General features: G+C 36.2%; 14 protein-coding genes. All 14 read right to left on the reverse strand.

Annotated elements, in window-relative coordinates; genetic code table 11:
* Nucleotides 1-397: 397 nt before the first annotated feature.
* The 14 genes from RLT85_RS13915 to RLT85_RS13980 all read right to left on the reverse strand — a co-directional run bounded on the left by RLT85_RS13915 (nucleotide 398) and on the right by RLT85_RS13980 (nucleotide 20,335).
* Nucleotides 398-1,780, reverse strand: a complete 1,383-nt coding sequence (locus tag RLT85_RS13915; protein ID WP_311402651.1) for a sugar transferase — start codon at nucleotides 1,778-1,780, stop codon at nucleotides 398-400.
* A 33-nt stretch (nucleotides 1,781-1,813) separates the two neighbouring features.
* On the reverse strand, nucleotides 1,814-2,833 hold the full coding sequence (locus RLT85_RS13920) for a glycosyltransferase family 4 protein (RefSeq protein WP_311402652.1): 1,020 nt from the start codon (nucleotides 2,831-2,833) through the stop codon (nucleotides 1,814-1,816).
* Nucleotides 2,778-4,169, reverse strand: a complete 1,392-nt coding sequence (locus RLT85_RS13925; RefSeq protein ID WP_311402653.1) for an O-antigen ligase family protein — start codon at nucleotides 4,167-4,169, stop codon at nucleotides 2,778-2,780. The genes RLT85_RS13920 and RLT85_RS13925 overlap by 56 nt, the downstream gene beginning before the upstream one ends.
* Complete coding sequence (locus RLT85_RS13930; protein WP_311402654.1) at nucleotides 4,162-5,289, reverse strand: glycosyltransferase; 1,128 nt, start codon at nucleotides 5,287-5,289, stop codon at nucleotides 4,162-4,164. The genes RLT85_RS13925 and RLT85_RS13930 overlap by 8 nt, the downstream gene beginning before the upstream one ends.
* Nucleotides 5,286-6,389 carry a glycosyltransferase family 4 protein gene (locus tag RLT85_RS13935; RefSeq protein WP_311402655.1) on the reverse strand — a complete coding sequence of 368 codons (1,104 nt, stop codon included), beginning with the start codon at nucleotides 6,387-6,389 and terminating at the stop codon, nucleotides 5,286-5,288. Before RLT85_RS13935 ends, RLT85_RS13930 begins: the two co-directional genes overlap by 4 nt.
* A gap of 107 nt (nucleotides 6,390-6,496) precedes the next feature.
* Entirely contained in the window at nucleotides 6,497-7,825 is a 1,329-nt protein-coding gene (locus RLT85_RS13940; protein WP_311402656.1) for a glycosyltransferase family 2 protein, read from the reverse strand.
* Nucleotides 7,822-9,435, reverse strand: coding sequence for a hypothetical protein (locus tag RLT85_RS13945; RefSeq protein ID WP_311402657.1), 1,614 nt, complete (start codon nucleotides 9,433-9,435; stop codon nucleotides 7,822-7,824). The genes RLT85_RS13940 and RLT85_RS13945 overlap by 4 nt, the downstream gene beginning before the upstream one ends.
* Nucleotides 9,436-9,439: 4 nt before the next feature.
* Nucleotides 9,440-10,498, reverse strand: a complete 1,059-nt coding sequence (locus tag RLT85_RS13950; RefSeq protein WP_311402658.1) for an exostosin domain-containing protein — start codon at nucleotides 10,496-10,498, stop codon at nucleotides 9,440-9,442.
* A complete protein-coding gene (locus RLT85_RS13955; protein WP_311402659.1) occupies nucleotides 10,495-11,676 on the reverse strand; it encodes a glycosyltransferase family 4 protein in 1,182 nt (393 codons plus the stop codon). The genes RLT85_RS13950 and RLT85_RS13955 overlap by 4 nt, the downstream gene beginning before the upstream one ends.
* A 12-nt stretch (nucleotides 11,677-11,688) precedes the next feature.
* Nucleotides 11,689-12,807, reverse strand: a complete 1,119-nt coding sequence (locus RLT85_RS13960) for a glycosyltransferase (RefSeq protein ID WP_311402660.1) — start codon at nucleotides 12,805-12,807, stop codon at nucleotides 11,689-11,691.
* Nucleotides 12,804-14,630, reverse strand: a complete 1,827-nt coding sequence (gene asnB, locus RLT85_RS13965) for an asparagine synthase (glutamine-hydrolyzing) (RefSeq protein WP_311402661.1) — start codon at nucleotides 14,628-14,630, stop codon at nucleotides 12,804-12,806. Before asnB ends, RLT85_RS13960 begins: the two co-directional genes overlap by 4 nt.
* Before the next feature lie 1,424 nt (nucleotides 14,631-16,054).
* Nucleotides 16,055-17,020 (reverse strand): glycosyltransferase family 2 protein, encoded by a 966-nt coding sequence (locus RLT85_RS13970; RefSeq protein WP_311402662.1) that lies wholly within the window; start codon nucleotides 17,018-17,020, stop codon nucleotides 16,055-16,057.
* Nucleotides 17,021-18,240: 1,220 nt separating this feature from the next.
* On the reverse strand, nucleotides 18,241-19,617 hold the full coding sequence (locus RLT85_RS13975; RefSeq protein ID WP_311402663.1) for an asparagine synthase-related protein: 1,377 nt from the start codon (nucleotides 19,615-19,617) through the stop codon (nucleotides 18,241-18,243).
* Between the two features lie 418 nt (nucleotides 19,618-20,035).
* Nucleotides 20,036-20,335: a GIY-YIG nuclease family protein gene (locus tag RLT85_RS13980; RefSeq protein ID WP_311402664.1), complete on the reverse strand. Its 300-nt coding sequence runs from the start codon at nucleotides 20,333-20,335 to the stop codon at nucleotides 20,036-20,038.
* Between the last annotated feature and the right edge of the window lie 741 nt (nucleotides 20,336-21,076).

The raw sequence follows: 21,076 nt of genomic DNA on the forward strand, positions 1-21,076 counted from the left end.
GTTCAGCATGACAGTTCTTTTTGTAAGTCCCTCGTGACCTGTCACCCTGAATTTATTTCAGGGTCTCATTCTAGGAAATTTGAAGTATTCTACTTTACGATTTACAGCAAGGAAAACGAGGAGAAGATGCTGAAACGAGTTCAGCATGACAGTTCTTTTTGTAAGTCCCTCGTGACCTGTCACCCTGAATTTATTTCAGGGTCTCATTCTAGGAACTTTGAAGTATTCTACTTTACAATCAACACCAAGAAAAACGAGAAGAAGATGCTAAAACGAGTTCAGCATGACTGTGCTATTTGTCATTCGCTTATGACCTGTCACCCTGAATTTATTTCAGGGTCTCATTCTAGGAAATTTGAAGTCCACTCCAAGTGAATTCATAAAAAATAAGACTACTCTACTGCCCTCTAAAAAAGATGACCGTACTCATGGTTTTCAAGATAATTCTTAAATCTAAAAACATCCCGCGGTGTTTGATGTAATATAGGTCGTATTGCAGCTTAGTCAAGCTGTCTTCTGCAGATTCCCCGTATTTTACACTCACCTGCGCCCAACCTGTTAATCCTGGTTTTATAGCATGTCTTATCTCATAGAAAGCAATAGACTGTGAAAGTTCTTCAACGAAAAATGGGCGTTCTGGTCGCGGACCTATAAAACTCATTTCACCATTCAACACATTTAAAAATTGCGGAATCTCATCAATGCGCGTTTTTCTTAGAAATTTACCAAAAGCTGTAATTCTAGCATCATCTTTTGTTGCGAATTGAGCCCCCAGTTTTTCGGCATTGGTAACCATAGTTCTAAACTTAACAATCTCAAAGTTCTTTCCTGCTTTTCCTACTCGGGTTTGTTTATAAAATAAAGGTCCTCTGTTCCAACCTAAATTCATCAATAAAACGAATGGACTTAAAATTAATAAAAAGAGAAGACCTATGCATGAGAAAACCAAATCGAACATCCGGTGAAAGAACAGGTAAAGTTTATTCTGGTTACTCCTGCTAAACGGAAAATATTTATAAAAGTCTTTCTGTAGATTCTCTACTGGTAATCTATGGGTTAACTCCTCATACACATTAAAATATTCTTTAATGGGATAACCTTCCTTCAGTAAAACTAATAATTTTACATACAGTTCTTTTACTACACCTTCTTCTAAAGAACTAGAGACTACAATCTCACTCACTCGCATTTTTTTTACCATTTGCAGTAAGTGAGACAATTTTACCTTGGGAATCTGATCAGAAGAATTATCTTCTAAGGTATTAAGATAACCAACCACCACGTAGTGAGGATCTGCTGCTTGTAGATTTTCTGCAATTTTATCAATTTCAAAAGAATCTCCTACCACCAAGACATTTTTATAAAAACGCGGCGAAACTATAAGCGTAATATAAGCTATACGCCATACACAAAGCGCACCTAGAATAGCCAAAAAGAAATAAATGATTTGCAGGCGGTTCTCGGGTAAGGATGGAGTATAAAAAGGAGTTAATAAATAAAACAATACCGTAACAGAGGTAGTAAGAATAATATTTTTAAACACCCTACTTCTATCATTTGTCTTTTGAAGACTGTACAGCTCAAAAATAGTGGCAAATACAGTAAGATATATGGCTAAAACAATGGACCATGCCCAATTGTCTGCGCTAATCATGAAATAACCAAAATTAAAAATACTACTTACTGCATATAAGCTTATTAAAACAAAAACGATATCAAAAATTCTTAAAAGAATTTTTCGTTCAGAGATTTCAAAATGTATTTTAGACTTTGGCTTCATTCCTTAGATAAAAGTTTGCAAATATATCAATTTTTATGAGCTTAAAACTCTAATCCATTGCTCTTTTATGATCTTCCAATCAAAGTTTTCAACTAACTTTCTTGCCGCTAGAGAACGTTTATAGGTTTCTGTAGGATTTTCTACAGCTTCTTTTATAGCTTCTAACATAAATTTCACTTGATTAGGCTCTACCAATAAAGCATGTATGTTATGCTTTAAAAGGTAAGGAATCCCCCCCACGTTGGTGGAAACTATGGGTAATCCTAATGCTGCAGCTTCCATTAAACTCATTGGGGTATTGTCAAAATTAGTAGTATTCAAAAAAATATCGAATTCTTTAGAACGATTTCTCCACTCTTCTTTTGAAAGCTTACCCGTAAATTCCACTGGTAATTGATGTTTTTCTGCATAAGTTTTACAAGCATTAAAAGCAGCCGCATCTTGTGGACCTATCATGCACAATTCTGCTTTGGGATAGGTTTTTAAAAGCTGTTCCAATACCTTGATCGCTAATAGCGGATGATAAATTTCAGCAAATGAACGCACCCATAAAATTTTAGGAGCCACTTGTTTTCTCTCTTTAAAATCATAATCTGTTATATCAAACCCATTAGGAATCAACTCTGTCTTATAATTTTCCTGTAAAAAAACCTCCTTAAGATAATCAGAAAGACTTATAAGGTGTTCTGCTTTGGAAAACAAAGTCTTAGAACTTTTAGGGTTTTCATTTAGTCTAGACTGCAAATTTCCACCTCGCAAAATACAGATGTATGGAATTCCTCTAAGTCGTGCCAATAGCGCAGATACATATGCGTACCAAAAATTTCGCGTGCTATAGGTATCTATTAAAATTACCGAATTGGAAGAGGTGACTTGCAATACACTCCATAGCATATGCAAAAATCTTATCAGTATATTTTGATAGGAAGATACTTGCTTTACGGAATAACCCCAAGCTTTTAGCTTTCTTCCTAAAAACTCTACTCCAGTCTCATTTTTACCGTGCTGGGAGAGTTGATTTCCTAGGTAAAGTATTTTTTTTCTTTTTTCCATAAGATAAGTTCAATAAGGCCAATCCATAAATAAAACCAGGCGCCGCAATTCGCATAGAGCTGTGCGCTACCGTGAGAAGCCAGAAAGCCAGAAAAGAATAAAAGTAAATATTGTTAAGTCCCTGCGCTCTAGCCACTAGAGGAGCAAAAATTAAAATTAAAAGGGCTAGGATTCCAAAGAGTCCATGTTCGGCCAACATCCTACTAACTTCATTATGCGTAGGTAAGGAAACTCCCATATGCTCCTCGTGGTAAATTTTTGTGGCTCCTATGCCTATGCCAAAAATAGGTTCATCTGTAAAAGCATCAATTTCTGCACTCAACAAATCACCTCGACCCGTAGCAATATCTTCTTTTTCTCTTCCTAACGCATCCTCATTTCCATAACGGTTGCCTAATAAACCTCCCGTTTGGCTTAGTGCAAAAAGCCATATCCCAATGGTTACCGCAAAAGTAATCAAGATTTTATATGTGAGTTTTGCTTTCATTCTTAGGCCAGAAGAAAAATAAAGCATTACGATAAACATTAGAGAGATAAGAATGGCGACAAATACACCCCCTCGCGAAAAGGTGAGTAAGGCACGATGCGCCATGCCTATTAAAAAAATCATCATCACCACTTGCACCAACTTGTTTTTGTAAGGGATTAGCAAACGCGTAAATAAAATAAAGACGCCTAAGCCTAACATAGTCGAAACTTGATTGGCTCCATAACCCCCAGACAAGGATGCATTAGAAGCTGTGTTGGTCACCATAAGATTCTCTGGGGTGTATAAATAAAGATATACCGTCATAGCTATAATTGGGTAGAGCATAGTGTCTAGAATCTGTAAGAACGTACTCATCTTCAATCTTCTCCCATAACAAAACAACGCCGCTACACAAAGACTTATAGGTCCACTTAAATTAAACAGAATTGTTTTCCGATAGAGAAATAAATCAGTACCAAAATAATCTAGCGCCCCTATAAGACCTGGCAGTAGTAGAAGGATATAAAAAACATAAGGATACGCTTTTCGCTTAAAACCTTCGTAAAACATTCCAAAGATTAAAAATAGAATAACCGCATACTTCCCAGTTTCGTAAAAAACCATGGCTTTAGTCATTCTAAAAAACACTTCTCCCCCAGCCATGTAAGCACAAGCAATTAGCACCTCTTTTTCCTTATTTTTTTTCGTGATAAAACGATAAATAAAATAAATAATACAAGCCACCACATACACTTTCATAAATGGTCTAAATGCAAATGCCAAGAACCCCAAACCTACGTGAAGTAAGATGGGCGTTAGGGGACGCAGCTGTTGGAGCTTATCTTTTCTTTTTATTATATTATTCACGCTTTAATATTTCTAACTGAATGCGCTTTCTATAATTTTCAAAGGTAAAGTCATGAGCTACCTTATACGCCTGTATTGCTTTTTCTTTTAATATTTCTTGATTATCTTCCTTAAAAATTTTTAATAAGGTGTTTTTTAATGTTTCTGCATTGGGCGGATCTATACTATAACCATTTTGAGAATTAATATATTGGCCAATACTCGAAACATTCGATACTATGGGAATGCATCCATAATTCATCGCTTCGGCAATTACTTTAGGAAAGCCTTCTGATGCTGTACTTGGCAGTAGTAAGAATGAAGACTTTTTATATATTTTAAATACTTCGTCTCTATTTAAAAATCCATGAAAACTTGCAGGTAAATGAGTTGTACGTACCTGTTTTTCATATTTTTCTCTTTTCTCTCCGTTTCCTATAAAATGAATCTGTTCTACATATTTTTCGCAATCTATTGCTGAAAATGCATCTAAAATTCGTTGCACCCCTTTTTCATCTTCTAAACGACCCACAAAGCAGAAGGTAAATTTAGCTTGGTAATTTTTGGCTTTCATAACCTGTAACCCCTCCTCTCTTTCTGGAAGCGTAAGGCATGGGTTTGCAAAGGTGAGGCAATGTTTGGGTTGATTGGGCCAAGCGCCATTGATCGTCACTATTCGATTTTGATTTTTTAGAAGCTTCCTCTGCAAAGCATATCCTAACGGAGCATTTTGTTGGTTCCAATTTCCAGCATATTTAAACCACCCTTTTTTATTGGAAAATCTACCTAAATAAGGAATTATATATATACCCATACCTACGGGCGCTCGAAATTGAAAGGCATCTACTTTTTTTAAAACTTCAGCAATGATTTTTAACGTCTTTGGTAAATTACTTACTACTGTAAATTTATCCTTTACGGTTCTTCCACCAGAAGGAGGTAAAGCTACAAACTCTACATTGGCCGCTAAGTAGGGTAAAGAACTAGGTGGTGCATCCATTTCGTGAAGAAAAGCCACATGGTATATTTTTTCAAAATCCTTGGCTAAATGATTTACTTCACTAATGGTAGGTCCCCAACCAACAATTTCTCCATTCTTGTTTCGAAAATGTTGAGTATGTGATATAATCGCTAATTTCATTTTTTAATCAATTTTAAGTAAGGCTTTATGCGTTGGTCCCAAGAAAAATCTTTAGACCAGTTACTAGCATTTAGACTATAAATCGCATACTCTTGTTCAATTTGGCTTAGCGCTTCTAAAATCTCTTGAGGCCGATGTGGATCTACCAAGACTCCTGATTTCCCCGAATCAATGGCATCTTCAATTCCGCAATTCTTCGCTCCAATGGCGGGAAGAGCTAGTGCATTGGCTTCTAAAATCGCAATTCCAAAACCTTCAACATTTCCGTTATCTGTTTGCTCACTTAACATCATAAATACATCTGAGTCTTGCAACAAACTTAGTTTTTTCTTCTCACTTACCTGTCCGTGAATTTTTAAATGTTCTGCCACGTTAAGCTCTTGAGCCAAGGTAATAAGTTGTTCTGCTTCCGTAGGAATACCTACAATATGGTAGGTAAGTTGAGGAAATTTCTTTAATAACTTAGGTAAAGCTTTTACCACATTGTGCTGTCCTTTACGTTGACTTAAGTTTCCTACGGTGATAAGTTGAAGATTTTTACTCACACTTTTAGGCACTTGAATGTCTTTGGGTAAAGCCATTTCAAAACCGTTTAGAAATACTGATATATTTTTTAAATTTAATTCATTTACCAAAGAAGCTGTATAATTAGATACTGCTACAACCTCATGCATCTGCCTAATGCTCCACAAAGTTAATTTTTTCAACAAAGAACTGCTTAAACCCAATTCACTTCCGTGTAAGACCGCAATTTTTTGCTGTTGGGAACTTATTTTTAAAGCTCCCCCCATCCATAAAGAATATTTTCCAGAAAAGATAAATACATCATATTTCTTAGTTAACTGCTTTAACTTGCGCCAGCGTTCAACATAGGTTTTGAGAATAGGAGAATGACGTGGAGTTCGGTACACCTCAAAATCTTGAGCAGCATCAAATAGCTCTTCCTCTTTGCCTTCTGCAGAACGTTGATCGGTTATCACACCAACTTGGAAACCGCGTTCAGCAAAATTCTTAGCCAATTGCCACGCATGATTTCCTATGCCCCCAGGTTGCGGAGGAAATTCAGAAGTGATTAAAAGTAGTTTGGTTTTAGTTTTCAATATTCCGTTTTCAGTTTTAAGTATTCAGTCTTCAGTCTTCAGTCTTCAGTCTTTAGTCTTTAGTCTTTAGTCTTTAGTCTTTAGTCTTTAGTCTTTTAAGATGAAAATTACAATTCTCCAATTCGTGGTCCTTGCTTTAATTTTTTACTCGATAATTTCCATGATTTAATGACTTGAAACAAAATTAATGGACTAATTAGTATACTAAATACACTACCCATTAACATATATATCGCATTTTGCTTAAATCGATACGGAATTACGGAGGGTGGAATGGTTTTGAGCAATACCCAACGCGCAGTCGCGTTTCCGAAATACTTTCGGTATAGATACAGTACGGAGGGAATAGGTCGCGGTGAAAACCATTTTTTGGTTCTAAACGCATCCCAGCTTCCCATTTCTCGTAAGCCTCCAGACCCCACTTTGAGATGCAAACGTTTCGCTAAGGGATTGGATACATTTTTATAATCTGCTAAATAACTACGCAGTCCAAATTCTCCATCCCCCATACGTTGTTTTTCAAATTGCCGATCGAACAATCCAATTTTTTTAAATATGCTTTTAGGTAAAAGTACATTTCCCGTATCCAGCTGAGCACTCAAGCAAAAATAGGCGTAATTTTCAGGTAGCTTTGCCCCTTCCTTAGATATAGAAACTCCCGAGCTAATATCTGCTTTAAAAAAATCCAAAGACTTTAAGTGCTGTTCAATCCAATCAGAAGCTATTCTACTATCATCATCAAACAATAATATATAATCGCCTTTTGCATTTCGAATAGCATTATTTCTAGCCAGCCATAAGGCCTTTTCTTCTTGGTAATTAAGGTTGATTTTTAACTTAAAGTCATTATAAAATTCTTTTTGAAAAGGTTCAGATTGATCCACCACCAAAACTTCAAAATTCGTATAACTTTGTTTTTCCAAATCCTCTAATACGTCTTTTAAATAGGGATAACGATTTAAGGTAGGTATAATGACACTTACCAATGGCTGCCTTGCAATTAAATCTGAATGAAAATTATGATACTCTATATGTGATAAGGCATTATGCGCATAATTTAAGCGTTTCACATTTCGAGTTTTCCAATACCCATTAATTTCCTTAAACGGATTTTTAAAAGAGAACAAGCGCACAATTAGCACGTAGATCACCCAAGCCTTATGAAAGTTTTTCCGAATAAATCGGTATTCATCGGCCACAGGAACTCGTTCAAAATGAGTATAGGTAGTGGTTTCACCTAAATAACCCATTTGAATGGCCTGCCATGAAACATCATAGGCTGTAGCTTTTTCACTTTGATAGGCAGCATCTTGAGGTATATTTTCTACTATTATGGACGGCAATTCGCTAGAAATAGGAAACACAAAATGTCCACTGTTTCGCTTTAAACGAAAGTAATGCCCCGGTTGCACATATTTAAGAAATTGAAAAATCATGCTTCAAGAAATAATAAAACGTTGTTTAGCGTTACCGCCGTTCTTCGCAAACGCAAAGATTCCCTTTCATTTTCCATCAGCTCGCTAAAGGAGTGCTTATAAAATTTACTAAAATTTTTAGCCTCAGTAAGCTCTATTCCATCAAACCAACTGGTCTGTGTCGTTTGCTTCTGATCTGATTTTAACTGGCGAAAGCGACTAATTAACTTTTTAAAATACTCATTGTAGATTCGTCCTACGTGATCCTTAATGAGGGGCTTAGATCTAAAAGGCCTTCCTTCGGAATAATCAATAGGTAACTTCGGAAATAATTTTTGATTAATTCGTCGCAAACGTTCTTTATTAAAGTTGCTATAGGCAGAAGAAGTAATTCCCCATTCTGCAGCTTTTTTATCTCCCAGAATAAATACAGGATATACATAGAAACTTGTATCCTGTAAATGGGCAAATGTCCAAGTTAATCCTCTATTTAAATGATAAAACCATAAGGCCCATTGTTTTCTTGTTTTAAACTGAAGATATTCCTTGCCATAAGCAAGCTCTTTTTCTAAAAACTCTTGCATATAGTGTTTATTCACGGGTTCTTGAAATTCTGCAAATCCATTTTTAGGCATTCTAGGCAATAATGCATAATGAATTAGATCATTATAAATAGTTTTAATAGAACCTGGCTTTTTCCAAGCCGAAGCGAAAGAGTTTTCATTCATAGGCAATATAGATAAACCTGTATGTAAAATTTCATTCGGTTCAACTTTGTCATATAATCTACTATAATTGCCTCCGCGGAAGTAAATTCGGCCATCGGTCATTAACGTATAATGATATGCTTTTTCCTTTTCGCCTTCTATTTTTTCATAATCCAATTGCAGCGTTTTGTTTAACTCTTCCACAATAGGATTTTCTTTATCTTTTAAAGACTTTAAAGTAGGTCGAATCTTTTGCTTGAGTAATACCCCTAGCACAAATCTACTATCTAGACCACCAGACATCGCTAAACTTTGGTTTTCACTTTGTGGAATCACCTCCTGCAACCTTTCTACCATTTTTGTTTCATCTGATTTTTTAAATTTAAAACCTGATATTTGAACCATTTCTCTGGTAGTTACATTTCTCCCATACAAATAAGGAATACGTTTAATAGAATTAAACAAAGTCAAGTTCCCTGGAAAATAACCTACCGCTGTCAGGAGTTGTAATAGCTTGGTATCTGGAAGAACGTGATTAAGCTTAGCTAACAAAATGCTAAAGTCTGAAACCGAACCTTCTGCGTCATAATATAAGCCAGTAACCTCATTAGGCTCTATAAACAATTGGTTTTCTTTGATGATTAACCTACTGTTTTGCAGTAAAGAGGAAGTATGCTCTGGCATATTTTCATTACTTTCAATAGGGAGGTTTGAATAAGAGTCTTCAAAACTTTTTTTCCCAATGATACAACCATTGTTATAAATTAATAATTGGTCTTGGGGTCTTGCAGAAAACCAATACAGTGAATAATCTAAAAAAGAATAGCTATAGATTTCACCAAAATTGAAAGTCGTAGTCTTAAAAGCTGCTTGATAAACTTCTAATACTTTCAGTGCATTTTTATTTTTTGTAAGAATAAACATATACTTATTTTAAAGAGTCAAATTCATTTTTAAAGAAACCATCCAAACATAACTTCTCTTCCCAAAGTTTTCTATTGGCTTTACATAATTCTTGTAATTGATTTTCTGATAAATTATTGTGAAAAGAGAGAAGCTTTTCAGCAACTTTATGCATTTCTTTTTTGTCGACCCAAACTATATGTTTTTTCCATTCTATTTCTTCTGCTAGCGGTAAAAATCCATCGGTATGTATATATAGAGGTATGCGTCCCATCATTAAAGTTTCATAAAAACGCACAGAAAAATTTCCTGCTCCACGTACACACAGAATGTACTGCGAATCTTGTATGTTTTGATAAAACTCTTGGGTAGTTTGATGGGTGTCTTTTTGTTGCGTTACTCCTGCTCTGTATTTCTTCCGCAGAATAAATTGATCTTTTACGTTAGAATTCTTTTGTAGTAGCTCTAAGGCCTTAGCTCGCAGATAGGTACTCGAAATCAGTTTTTGGGGCTCATTAGGACTAGATCCCACATACGTTTGTAGGTTGCGTAAACCAATTTTAGTCACTTCTTTAAAGGCATTGGCTTTAGAAGCAATGGCTTGACCGCAAAAACCAACTTTTGGTTTCTCTTCCCAACCTAAATTTTCTAAACCCTTCCAAGCAGGCGAATTCGTATAGTAATCTTCTATTAGTACAGGCATTCCCTTGTGTCCTTTTTGATTGCGACTCACATAGCCACCAAAACGAAATACCATCACATTAGAAAATTGTGGTGTTTTTACACCCGCATCTCCAGGATTATGAGACCAAACAATTTTTTGAAATGATTTCGCTTGCTCAACTAAATCTTGAGCTTTATCCAATTGTTTGGTATGTTTATAATAATACCAAGACATAGGAAGAATCACTACCTCTGCTTCGTTCATAGAAGAAACAAAGCAATAATCCTCTTGGCTAACTCCGTACATACTTTTACGCTGCTCATCTGTAAAGCCGTCGCCTTTTATAAAAGGTTTCAATAACGGAAATAAGTGTCCGCGGTAGTTTTTATCGTAATGTAAGGGGGGATAAAAAATCTTCATGAAATATCTTCCGTATAGAACCGATTAAAGTCCACTTTTTGCTGCTGCAAAGAAAAGCTATTTTTTACGCGTTTTTGCCCCTGTTGACTTATTTTTTCTTTCTTTTCAAAATTTAAGAAGGAAATCTCTTGTATTTTAGATGCCAAAGCTTGCGCGTCCAGTTTTTTAACCAAGAATCCGGTTTCCCCTTCTTGTATATTCTCTGGAATACCTCCAACGGCGAAAGCGATACTTAGCTTGCCTATAGCTTGGGCTTCCAATATAGCATTGCAAAAGCCTTCATTTAAACTAGGTTGCACATACAAGTCTGCTTTCTTCACCATTTCTAGCGTTTCAGTATGGGATAATTTTCCTAAAAATTGAACTTCTTTATTCAATTCTAATTCATATCTATGGTAATGATAACGCTCCTCATCTGCGATACTCCCACCTCCTATCACCTGCCATAAAAAGTCTACTTTGGCGTCTTTTAAAATTTTAGCAGTTTCTAAAAGCAAGTCTACGCCTTTTATATAATGCAAGCGCGCTATAGTAAGCAATAATAGTTTAGTGGTTGTTTTCTTTGCTGAAGTAGCTTTCAAAAGTTTCGAATTTACCGCAGGAGTAATAATCTGTAAAGGAACATCTTTAGAAAGACCCAAGGCATACCCTTTTTCTACTAAATACTGAGATATACTATGCACTTTATCTACATACTTCCAAAGCCTGTTATATACATTAGGATTTTTTAACGGAAATACATTGATGTCATACCCCCGAAAACTTACCGCCATTTTTGCTTCAATAGATTTTGCAACTAATTCTCGCTCTATTGTCATCGTTGCAAAGCCAAAATGCAACCAATCTATATCTAATTTCAGCAAAGTAGCATTCATATATATTTTCTCTACGATACGCTTCCAAGATGTTTTTTCTTGCTTTTCTAATTGATAATACGTTTTCACTTGCTTCAAATAAGGCAATAAACGTATACCTACCCAAAGCATAGCTATGACTTGTAAAAAACTATTTGCATAAACTTTTGGATGGGTTTTATGCTCACATAAATCAAAGTCTGTCTTAGATTTAGCAGTTACTAAAATAACTTCGTGACCGCTTTCCTTTAGACCTTCAATCTTTGAACGAAAAAAAGTTTCAGAATATGCAGGAGGTGATGGTATTACCAAGGCAATTTTCATAAAGATTACAATTTAAGCTAGTATTTTTTTGTAAAAAACTTCATGCTTTTCCACTTCTATCTCAATACTGTAGTTCTTCTTAACGAAATCCCGAAACATAGCGCCTTGCTGCATCAAATCCTTTGTGTTTAGGATTAGAAAATTTCTTAGTACCTGTTCGAGATCCACGATATTCTCCGGTTGAAAAAGATGTGATTGGTAATTTTCCAATTGATCATTTATACCAGGCACCTTAGAGCCAATAACCGTAGTCCCAGAAGCCATGGCTTCAAGTAATGCTACTGGTGAGCCCTCTCCAATATTTTTAGTAGGCAGGACAAAAACTTCGGCCTCGTTTAAGAATTGATTAACCGCCAATTGTTTTCCTGTAAAAATAATTTTATCCTCTAAATCTTTTTCCTTTACTAATTTTTTCAACTCCTTACCATAAGGATTATCTGCGTTACCCACCAACCAAATCACCCAATTATGATTGACTTCTTCTAAGTTTGCAAATGATTGTATTAACAACTCTATGCCTTTTACAGGAGCCATATTTGCTACGGTTATTAAAATACGTTGATCGATTCCAGTATTAAATTTTTTTCTTAGTTCTTTATTTTTTTGCTCTAAGGGGGCAAAAGATGTGGTATTCACACCTCTAGATATTAAATCTGTTTTTTTTGAAGTTGGATACATTTTATTTTTCATATCCGTATTCTGAATAATAATTCGCTTTGCTAAAAGTGATCTCAACTTCCAAGCATTTTTTGAAGCGCCTCCCCAGTTCATATTTTTTTTAGTAAAAGTCCACGTAATACCAGCTAGTTTAGCCGCCAAGGCTTCAGTATAGTCTGGCGCATAATGAAAACTATGTATAATATCTGGTTTTATTTCTTTAAACTTTTTGGAGATTTTCCTAACCGAATTGAATAAAGCAGAAAGAGGTCTTGGATTAGATAAATATGAATAAATATGTATAGGGATGCCAGATGCTTTTACCGTTTTAAAAAACTCCCCCCGGTCATGCAAACACATAATATGCGGTTCGAAGATATCTTTATCCAAGCCTTTAGCAATATTCAATAAAGCTTTACCACTTCCTGCGGTATCAAAATTAGGTATCGTATAAAGAATTTTTATTTTTTTCATTTTAACAAAGCATATAAAGTGAATAAAGGCCATTTATAATCTGCTTCTCCCTTGGTATGTGCGGTGAGCATATTTTCAATATGTTTTTTATTTAAGTCGAAATTTGTTGCTCTATCGCTTAGCAATACCTCTTCAAATTTAGGTTGTAAATCTGATCGCAACCAACCCGTTAGGGGTACAGAAAAACCTTTTTTTACCGACTCTTCAGGCACTTGTGGAATTCGTTTATGTAATACATCTTTTAATAGTTGTTTCTGTCTACCACCACCATAACTCAATAATGGATCTATTTGAATTGCTGTTTCAATCATTTTTTTATCTAAGAAAGGCACTCGCACCTCCAAGCTGTTTCCCATACTAGCTAAATCCACCTTTCTTAAGGTTTTTTGCATCATTCCATAAAATTCAGCGTGTCGCATCTTAGATAAAAGGTCTCTTATGTTTCCCGTATTTTCGTAATTGTACACATTGTATTCTTCTGGCAAATTAACTTCGCTTAGACTTGGAGCTAAACGTTGAAGGTCTTTTGAGCGCATACGCGAATGAAGTCCTTGGTGTGCTTTAGATTGAAAATCATTTAATAAAACTTCGTTGACGAATTTCTTGTTAAAGGTTGCGCGATCGGCAGCATAAATACCCTGACGTATGAGCTTAGGAAAGGCTTGAAATTTAATGTTTTTACCTACGCTCCAAAAACGTTCATATCCAAAAAACAATTCATCACCACCATCGCCACTTAAAGCAACCGTAACTTCTTTTTTGGCTGCTTTAGAAACCAAAAATGTTGGTAAAATACTAAAATCAGCCATAGGTTCATGCAAAGAACTCATGGCTTCTTCCCAATATTTTAAACTTTCTTTGGCATCTAGATGCCATATAGAATGTTTAATCTTTAAAGCGTCTGCAAATTGTTTTGCGCGCTCGCTCTCATCGTGCTTATTACTATCAGAACCAATGGTGTAGGCTTTTAAATCAAAATTATTTCGCTTTATGCTAGAGCAAACCAATGTAGAATCTACCCCTCCCGATATAAAAGCACCCAAGGGAACATCTGCCATAAGCTGTCTTTTTACACTGTCATCTAAATTTTCTTCAATTAATTGTAAAGCTTCTTCTCTATTCGTTATGGTAGATTTATCTTCTTTTGGTAATTCCCAATAGCGGATTTTATTCACCTTGCCCTGATTTGTGAAATGTACTATTTCCCCCGGTAAAACTTGAAAAGTATCTTGATACAAACCAAAGGGAGCTGGCATATAATGTTGCTCTAAATATAGTTTAAGCACTTTCGGATCTACCGATTTCGAACTAAAAACGGGATGTGCAGTAATTTGATTGTATTGACTGGCAGCTACTAATGATTTTCCATTCCATCCATAAAATAATGGTTTTATTCCCGCAAAATCCCTTGCCAAGTATAGGTCTTCTTTCAATTTGTCATATATACATAGTGCGAACATTCCATTTAAAGATTCTACAGTTTTCACTACCCCCCACTCTTCCAAGCACGCACTAATGGTTTCAGAATCACTTGTACCCTGAAAGTTAGAAAAGCGTAATTGTTTACGCAACTCTAGATGGTTATAAATCTCCCCATTAAAAACAATGGCAAAATTTCTTTGGTGACTATGCATAGGTTGCCTACCCGTTTCAGATAAATCTACAATAGCCAAACGGTTAAAGCCCAATTGAACATTGTTCTGATTGCTCCAATATCCTTGCGAATCTGGACCTCGCAATATGGATTTATCAAGAATTTGTTTAAACTTTGATTGGTCTGTAAGCTGACCATTACTATTAAATTCTGCTAAAAATCCGCACATGAAGCTTTCTTAATTTTAGATGTGAATATAGGCTTGAGTTTTGCTCTATTCGTTAGAAACGTTAAAAATAGTAATTTAATTAAATTTTATTGGTACATATAAGAGTTATATCGTTTCACTGTATCATTTCATGCGAAGCTAATATAGGATGCTTCAAACAATTCCGACAATTTCGGGGCTGCATGCCAATACTCAAACCCACCTGTCATCTTGAAAATAGCTACAATCACCACACTCACCTGCCATCCTCAAAAAACCTCAACATCACCATTAACTGTCATCCTGAAAAAATCTGACTGAAAGGAAGATTTTGTTCAGGATCTTATTCTTAGGAAGTATCACTTGCGAGGGTAAGGCGTTGTCTTAGGCATGAGATGCTGAAATAAATTCAGCATGACAGGACAAGCGCATGACAAGAAAAGAGCATGACAGGACTCAAACCCACCTGTCATCCTCAAAAAAGCTCAACATCACCGCTACCTGTCATCCTCAAAAAAGCTGACTGCAAGGAAGATTTTTTTCAGGATCTTATTCTTAGGAAGTATTACTTGCGAGTATAAGGCGGTTTCATAAGCATAAGATGCTGAAACGAGTTCAGCATGACAGGACAAGCGCATGACAAGACTCAAAACTACCTGTCATCCTCAAAAAAGCTCAACATCACCGCTACCTGTCATCCTGAAAAAAGCTGACTGAAAGGAAGATTTTGTTCAGGATCTTGTTCTTAGGAAGTATCACTTGCGAGGATAAGGCATTTTCATAAGTATAAGATGCTGAAACGAGTTCAGCATGACAGGACAAGCGCATGACAAGACTCAAAACTACCTGTCATCCTCAAAAAAGCTCAACATCACCGCTACCTGTCATCCTGAAAAAAGCTGACTGAAAGGAAGATTTTGTTCAGGATCTTATTCTTAGGAAGAGTTACTTGCGAGGGTAAAACGTTGTCTTAGACATGAGATGCTGAAATAAATTCAGCATGACATGAAAAGAGCATGACAAGACTCAACATCACCTGTCATCCTGAAAAAAGCTGACTGCAAGGAAGATTTTGTTCAGGATCTTATTCTTAGGAAGTGTTACTTATGAGGGTAAGGCGGTTTCATAAGCATAAGATGCTGAAACGAGTTCAGCATGACAGGACTAGCGCATGACAAGACTCAAACCCACCTGTCATCCTGAAAAAAACCTCAACATCACCGCTACCTGTCATCCTGAAAAAAGCTGACTGAAAGGAAGATTTTGTTCAGGATCTTATTCTTAGGAAGAGTTACTTGCGAGGGTAAGGCATTTTCATAAGTATAAGATGCTGAAACGAGTTCAGCATGACAGGACAAGAGTACAATAAAAATGTTAAAGCCACTCCGACGATTTTGGGGCAGCAAGACAAAATTTTCTGGATGAGAAGCTATTTAGTATCTTAATCAACCACGGTAAAATGGCAGTATGTAAAATGCAAAAAATTTATATAAAGAATTACTACGAGTTAAAATAATCAACCACATATACATTTTAAATAAGAATGGTAATTTTATAGGTTCCATTTCATTTAAAAGTTGAGTACTTAGTTTAACTCGTTTTTTAAATCCTTGCGTTGCTATTAATAGTTTAAAGACAGAGGCGAATAATTTTTTATGCAGCAAAACTTTGAAGGCTTGAGGGGTTTTTCCTCTCCTATAATAAGGAATATAAATAGTTATATATTGGTTCCAATAAATTTGATCTCGGGAAGAGTTTCTATTATTTCTAGAGACTGTTGAATTCGAATGACGATAGTAGAGAAATACAACTTGATTTAAGTTTATAATTTTAAGATTTAATCCCAGCTTTATATGAAAAAAAGCATCCTCTCCAACCTTTATTTCTTCAGGAAAATAACCTATTTCTTGAAAGACACTTTTTCTATGTAAAAAAGATGGCGTACCTGTAAGCTTGCTAAAATTACCAAACCATTCGATACCCCAATAGGGGGCCTTCTTAACGCTATAGGTAGCATTTAAATCCGTATATTCTTGCACGTTGCGAGTCTTGACTTTTAAACTTTCTCCAAAAACACTGCTTGTTTCTGGATTATTTTCAAGCGTGTTCCTCATAAGCTCCAAAGCGCCCTGAACTAAAAAATCATCTACATCAAAAAAGTAAATATAATCTCCTTTCGCTTGTCGTACTCCCGAATTACGTGCTGCTCCCGCGCCCTGTTTGTTTTCAGCAAACACTTTTATTCTCGAATCTTTTTGAGCGTGTGCCTGAAGTATTTTTAGTGAATTATCTTTAGAATTGTTATCCACAAATATAATTTCAAAAGATTCTAAACATTGCTGTAAAATCTGTTGAATAGCAGAATCTATAAATTTTTCGCCATCATAAACGGGAATGATTATACTTATCATAAAAAATAAAGTTAGGCTATATATTTCCTGTCAAACATAAGAATTTAATTAAATTTTATTGGCACATATAGGAGTTATATCGTTTCGCTGTATCAATTAAAGCGAAACTATTATAGGATGCCTAAAAACATCCCGACAATTTCGGGGCTGCATGCCATTACTTAAACCCGCCTGCCATCCTGAAAAAAGATCAACACCACCACTACCACCTGTCATCCTGAAAAAAGCTCAACATCACCGCTACCTGTCATCCTGAAAAAATCTGACTGAAAGGAAGATTTTGTTCAGGATCTTATTCTTAGGAAGTATTACTTACGAGGGTAAGACGGTTTCATAAGCATAAGATGCTGAAACAAGTTCAGCATGACAGTACCTAAAATTATCTGTCATCCTGAAAAAACCCTACAATCACCACACTCACCTGTCATCCTGAAAAAATCTGACTGAAAGGAAGATTTTGTTCAGGATCTTATTCTTAGCGAGTGTTACTTGCGAGGATAAGACGGTTTCATAGGTATGAGATGCTGAAATAAATTCAGCATGACAGGACAAGAACATGACAGGACTCAACACCACCTGTCATCCTGAAAAAAGCTATAAACATCACCGCTACCTGTCATCCTGAAAAAATCTGACTGAAAGGAAGATTTTGTTCAGGATCTTATTCTTAGCGAGTGTTACTTGCGAGGATAAGGCGGTTTCATAGGCATGAGATGCTGAAACAAGTTCAGCATGACAGTACCTAAAATTATCTGTCATCCTGAAAAAACCCTACAATCACCACACTCACCTGTCATCCTGAAAAAATCTGACTGAAAGGAAGATTTTTTCAGGATCTTATTCTTAGGAAGATTTGCTAGCGAGGGTAAGGCGGTTTCAAAAGTGTGAGATGCTGAAATAAATTCAGCATGACAGGACAAGAACATGACAGGACTCAACACCACCTGTCATCCTGAAAAAAGATATAAACACCACACCCACCTGTCATCCTGAAAAAAGCTGACTGAAAGGAAGATTTTGTTCAGGATCTTATTCTTAGGAAGAGTTACTTGCGAGGATAAGACGGTTTCATAGGCATGAGATGCTGAAATAAATTCAGCATGACAGGACAAGAGTATAAAAGAGATACAGAGGCCAGCCCTCCTTTCATTGTGCGCTCTTCAACAGTTTTGTATTTGTTTGTTCGGCTATATGAATATTCGAATGTACAATTAATCCAACTACTGTTTTAACCATGCACTCAAGGTCAGTAACATACTTACGGAATGAGAATAAAATACCGCATCTTTTTCTTTAAAATTATGGTACATAGTATCTATAGTTTCTTTTCCAACAAAAGCTATAAAATCTTCCGAATATAAATAGCTCTCCAAGTGTGTTTGATTCTCTTCGCCTAGAAATTGCAATTCCCAGTTGCGCTGAATGTACTTTTTACCAAGTTTGGCATTGACTTCACGTTGCAGCTTATCTTTAATGCGGTAGGGTAAATTTTGCGGAGATTTATTTTTATGATAATTGGTTAAATTATAAGGCTTATGATCTTGCCACATAATCTTAGCAAGTTTAGGGTTGCGATTCTTTATATAAGCAATTTGCATTTTCCTATCCGCCAAATATTCTTCTGGAATCCCACCTACAAATTCACACATGCGGTCATCGTAATAAGGTAAATGAATGGGGTGAGCAGCTTCAAAAACGGCTAAATTCACACTCGTCCAACGTGGAGCCCAATACAAGCTTTTAAAAGCGCGTATTTTAGAAGCTTTGTGGTCTATTTTTATTCCGTCTAACAAAGTCTGAATTCGATGTTTTAAATAATCTTCAAAATTTCCATCCAACTCCCAAGCCTTCCACAATTGATGGGCTAAGGCTAAACCTCCTTTTTTAATTACTTTTTTGTAAATAAGCTCCAACTCCGATTTATCCTCATCTTGGGCGGCAATGCCGCGATCAAAAAGAACGTCACCCCAATGCCCTAATGAAAACTCTCCTTGCATTCGCTTAAATTCATCTATTAAGGCCATTTGCCTTGCATGGGTAAACTCAGAATAGCATCCATTGATCTCCGAAAGTTCTTGAATAGAATCCCATAGATAACTCTTTGGAATGAGGTATGCATCAAATTTAAAATTACAAACCTTAGCAATTTGCTCAGAGATTTTATGTTCTTTGAAGCCACCTGCAAACGAATAAGAGTAGGAATGTACATCGGCTCCTAGATGATGCAGTGCCGCAGCTTGGCTTCGGCTATCCAAACCTCCAGATAGTGGTAATAAAACTCGTTTATTGCCTGTTTGTTCTTTTACAATCTGCTCATACAATTCGGTAAATTCATCCACCGCTGTTTGAAAAGAAATATTTCGCGGAGAGTAATGCCATTCGAAGTTGACTTTAGACGCTGTGATGTGTCGTTTTTCATTTAAAGTATATTGCCTCCCTGGTTGTAAGACTTGTTCGTCTTGATAGAAGCTATCTTCTCCCAAAAAGAATCCAGTGGCTGCATAGATGCATAGCGCTTTTTTATCTATTTCGTGAGCTGTATTTGGCCGAATAGCGATCCGTTGACGAACAGGAATGATGGGAGTAGTAATTTTCATAAGTAAAAAAGAAGCGAAGATAAGGATTTTTTATTTTTGGCTTGGTGTTGTTGGTTGAGCGTTTTCAAACTTCTTGCCATTCCGAAGCAGGCTCGCCCAAACCGAACGGCAGAGAACGACTGAGGAAGCTCTTCCTAGCTCCCTGTCAACTTGAAAAAGGCTACAATCACCACAACCCCCTGTCATCCTGAAAAAAGATATAAACACCACACCCACCTGTCATCCTGAAAAAATCTGACTGCAAGGAAGATTTTGTTCAGGATCTTATTCTTAGGAAGAGTTACTTGCGAGGATAAGGCGTTTTCATAAGTATAAGATGCTGAAATAAATTCAGCATGACAGGACTAATAAGAAATTGAGTGCCATAGCTGAACTCTCACTCTGAACTTGTTTCCGGGTCTCATGCTCGATAACTCAATTACCCTATCGGCTTATATAAATTCTCCCAATTAGGATTATCTTTCTCTATCAGATTGATTTTCCAAATGCGATGCCATCTTTTCAATTGTTTTTCTCGAGCAATAGCATCGTTAATATACTGAAAATCCTCAAAGTAAACCAATACGGTTAAATTATATTTTTTTGTGAATGCGCTTCCTTCTTTGTTGACATGGCGTTCCATTCTATCTTCTAGACCGCCCGTAACACCAATATACAGAACTCCTTGAGGTTTGTTGGTTAAAATGTATACGCAGTAATTGTGATAAGCCCGTTTCATAAAGCAGAAGTTACTGAAAAATAATGATAACGAACCAGAAAAATGAGATGCTGCAAGGAAGATTTTGTTCAGGATCTTATTCTTAGGAAGATTTGCTTGCGAGGGTAAGGCGGTTTCAAAAGTGTGAGATGCTGAAATAAATTCAGCATGACAGGACAAGAACATGACAGGACTCAACACCACCTGTCATCCTGAAAAAAGCTATAAACACCACCATTTACTGTCATCCTGAAAAAAGATATAAACACCACACCCACCTGTCATCCTGAAAAAATCTGACTGCAAGGAAGATTTTGTTCAGGATCTTATGCTTAGGAAGTGTTATTTGCGAGGATAAGGCATTTTCATAATTATAAGATGCTGAAATAAATTCAGCATGACAGGATAAGAGCTTCACAGGACTTAACACCACCATTTACTGTCATCCTGAAAAAATCTCAACACCACCGCTACCTGTCATCCTGAAAAAAGCTGACTGAAAGGAAGATTTTGTTCAGGATCTTATTCTTAGGAAGATTTGCTTACGAGGGTAAAGCGTTGTCTTAGGCATGAGATGCTGAAATAAATTCAGCATGACAGGACAAGCGCATGACAAGACTCAAAACTACCTGTCATCCTGAAAAAAGATACAAACATCACCGCTACCTGTCATCTTGAAAAAAACCTCAACACCACCGCTACCTGTCATCCTGAAAAAATCTGACTGAAAGGAAGATTTTGTTCAGGATCTTATTCTTAGGA

This window comes from Mesonia ostreae, from assembly GCF_031845265.1.
Taxonomy (GTDB): Bacteria; Bacteroidota; Bacteroidia; order Flavobacteriales; family Flavobacteriaceae; genus Mesonia; species Mesonia ostreae.

What these genes read in the sequence shown, in the direction of transcription:
- RLT85_RS13950 (WP_311402658.1), bottom strand. Translation starts at nt 10,498, where the DNA reads ATGAAGATTTTTTATCCCCCCTTACATTACGATAAAAACTACCGCGGA.
- RLT85_RS13915 (WP_311402651.1), bottom strand. Translation starts at nt 1,780, where the DNA reads ATGAAGCCAAAGTCTAAAATACATTTTGAAATCTCTGAACGAAAAATT.
- RLT85_RS13955 (WP_311402659.1), bottom strand. Translation starts at nt 11,676, where the DNA reads ATGAAAATTGCCTTGGTAATACCATCACCTCCTGCATATTCTGAAACT.
- RLT85_RS13960 (WP_311402660.1), bottom strand. Translation starts at nt 12,807, where the DNA reads ATGAAAAAAATAAAAATTCTTTATACGATACCTAATTTTGATACCGCA.
- RLT85_RS13970 (WP_311402662.1), bottom strand. Translation starts at nt 17,020, where the DNA reads ATGATAAGTATAATCATTCCCGTTTATGATGGCGAAAAATTTATAGAT.
- RLT85_RS13930 (WP_311402654.1), bottom strand. Translation starts at nt 5,289, where the DNA reads ATGAAATTAGCGATTATATCACATACTCAACATTTTCGAAACAAGAAT.
- RLT85_RS13975 (WP_311402663.1), bottom strand. Translation starts at nt 19,617, where the DNA reads ATGAAAATTACTACTCCCATCATTCCTGTTCGTCAACGGATCGCTATT.
- RLT85_RS13920 (WP_311402652.1), bottom strand. Translation starts at nt 2,833, where the DNA reads ATGGAAAAAAGAAAAAAAATACTTTACCTAGGAAATCAACTCTCCCAG.
- RLT85_RS13940 (WP_311402656.1), bottom strand. Translation starts at nt 7,825, where the DNA reads ATGATTTTTCAATTTCTTAAATATGTGCAACCGGGGCATTACTTTCGT.
- RLT85_RS13980 (WP_311402664.1), bottom strand. Translation starts at nt 20,335, where the DNA reads ATGAAACGGGCTTATCACAATTACTGCGTATACATTTTAACCAACAAA.
- RLT85_RS13945 (WP_311402657.1), bottom strand. Translation starts at nt 9,435, where the DNA reads ATGTTTATTCTTACAAAAAATAAAAATGCACTGAAAGTATTAGAAGTT.
- asnB (WP_311402661.1), bottom strand. Translation starts at nt 14,630, where the DNA reads ATGTGCGGATTTTTAGCAGAATTTAATAGTAATGGTCAGCTTACAGAC.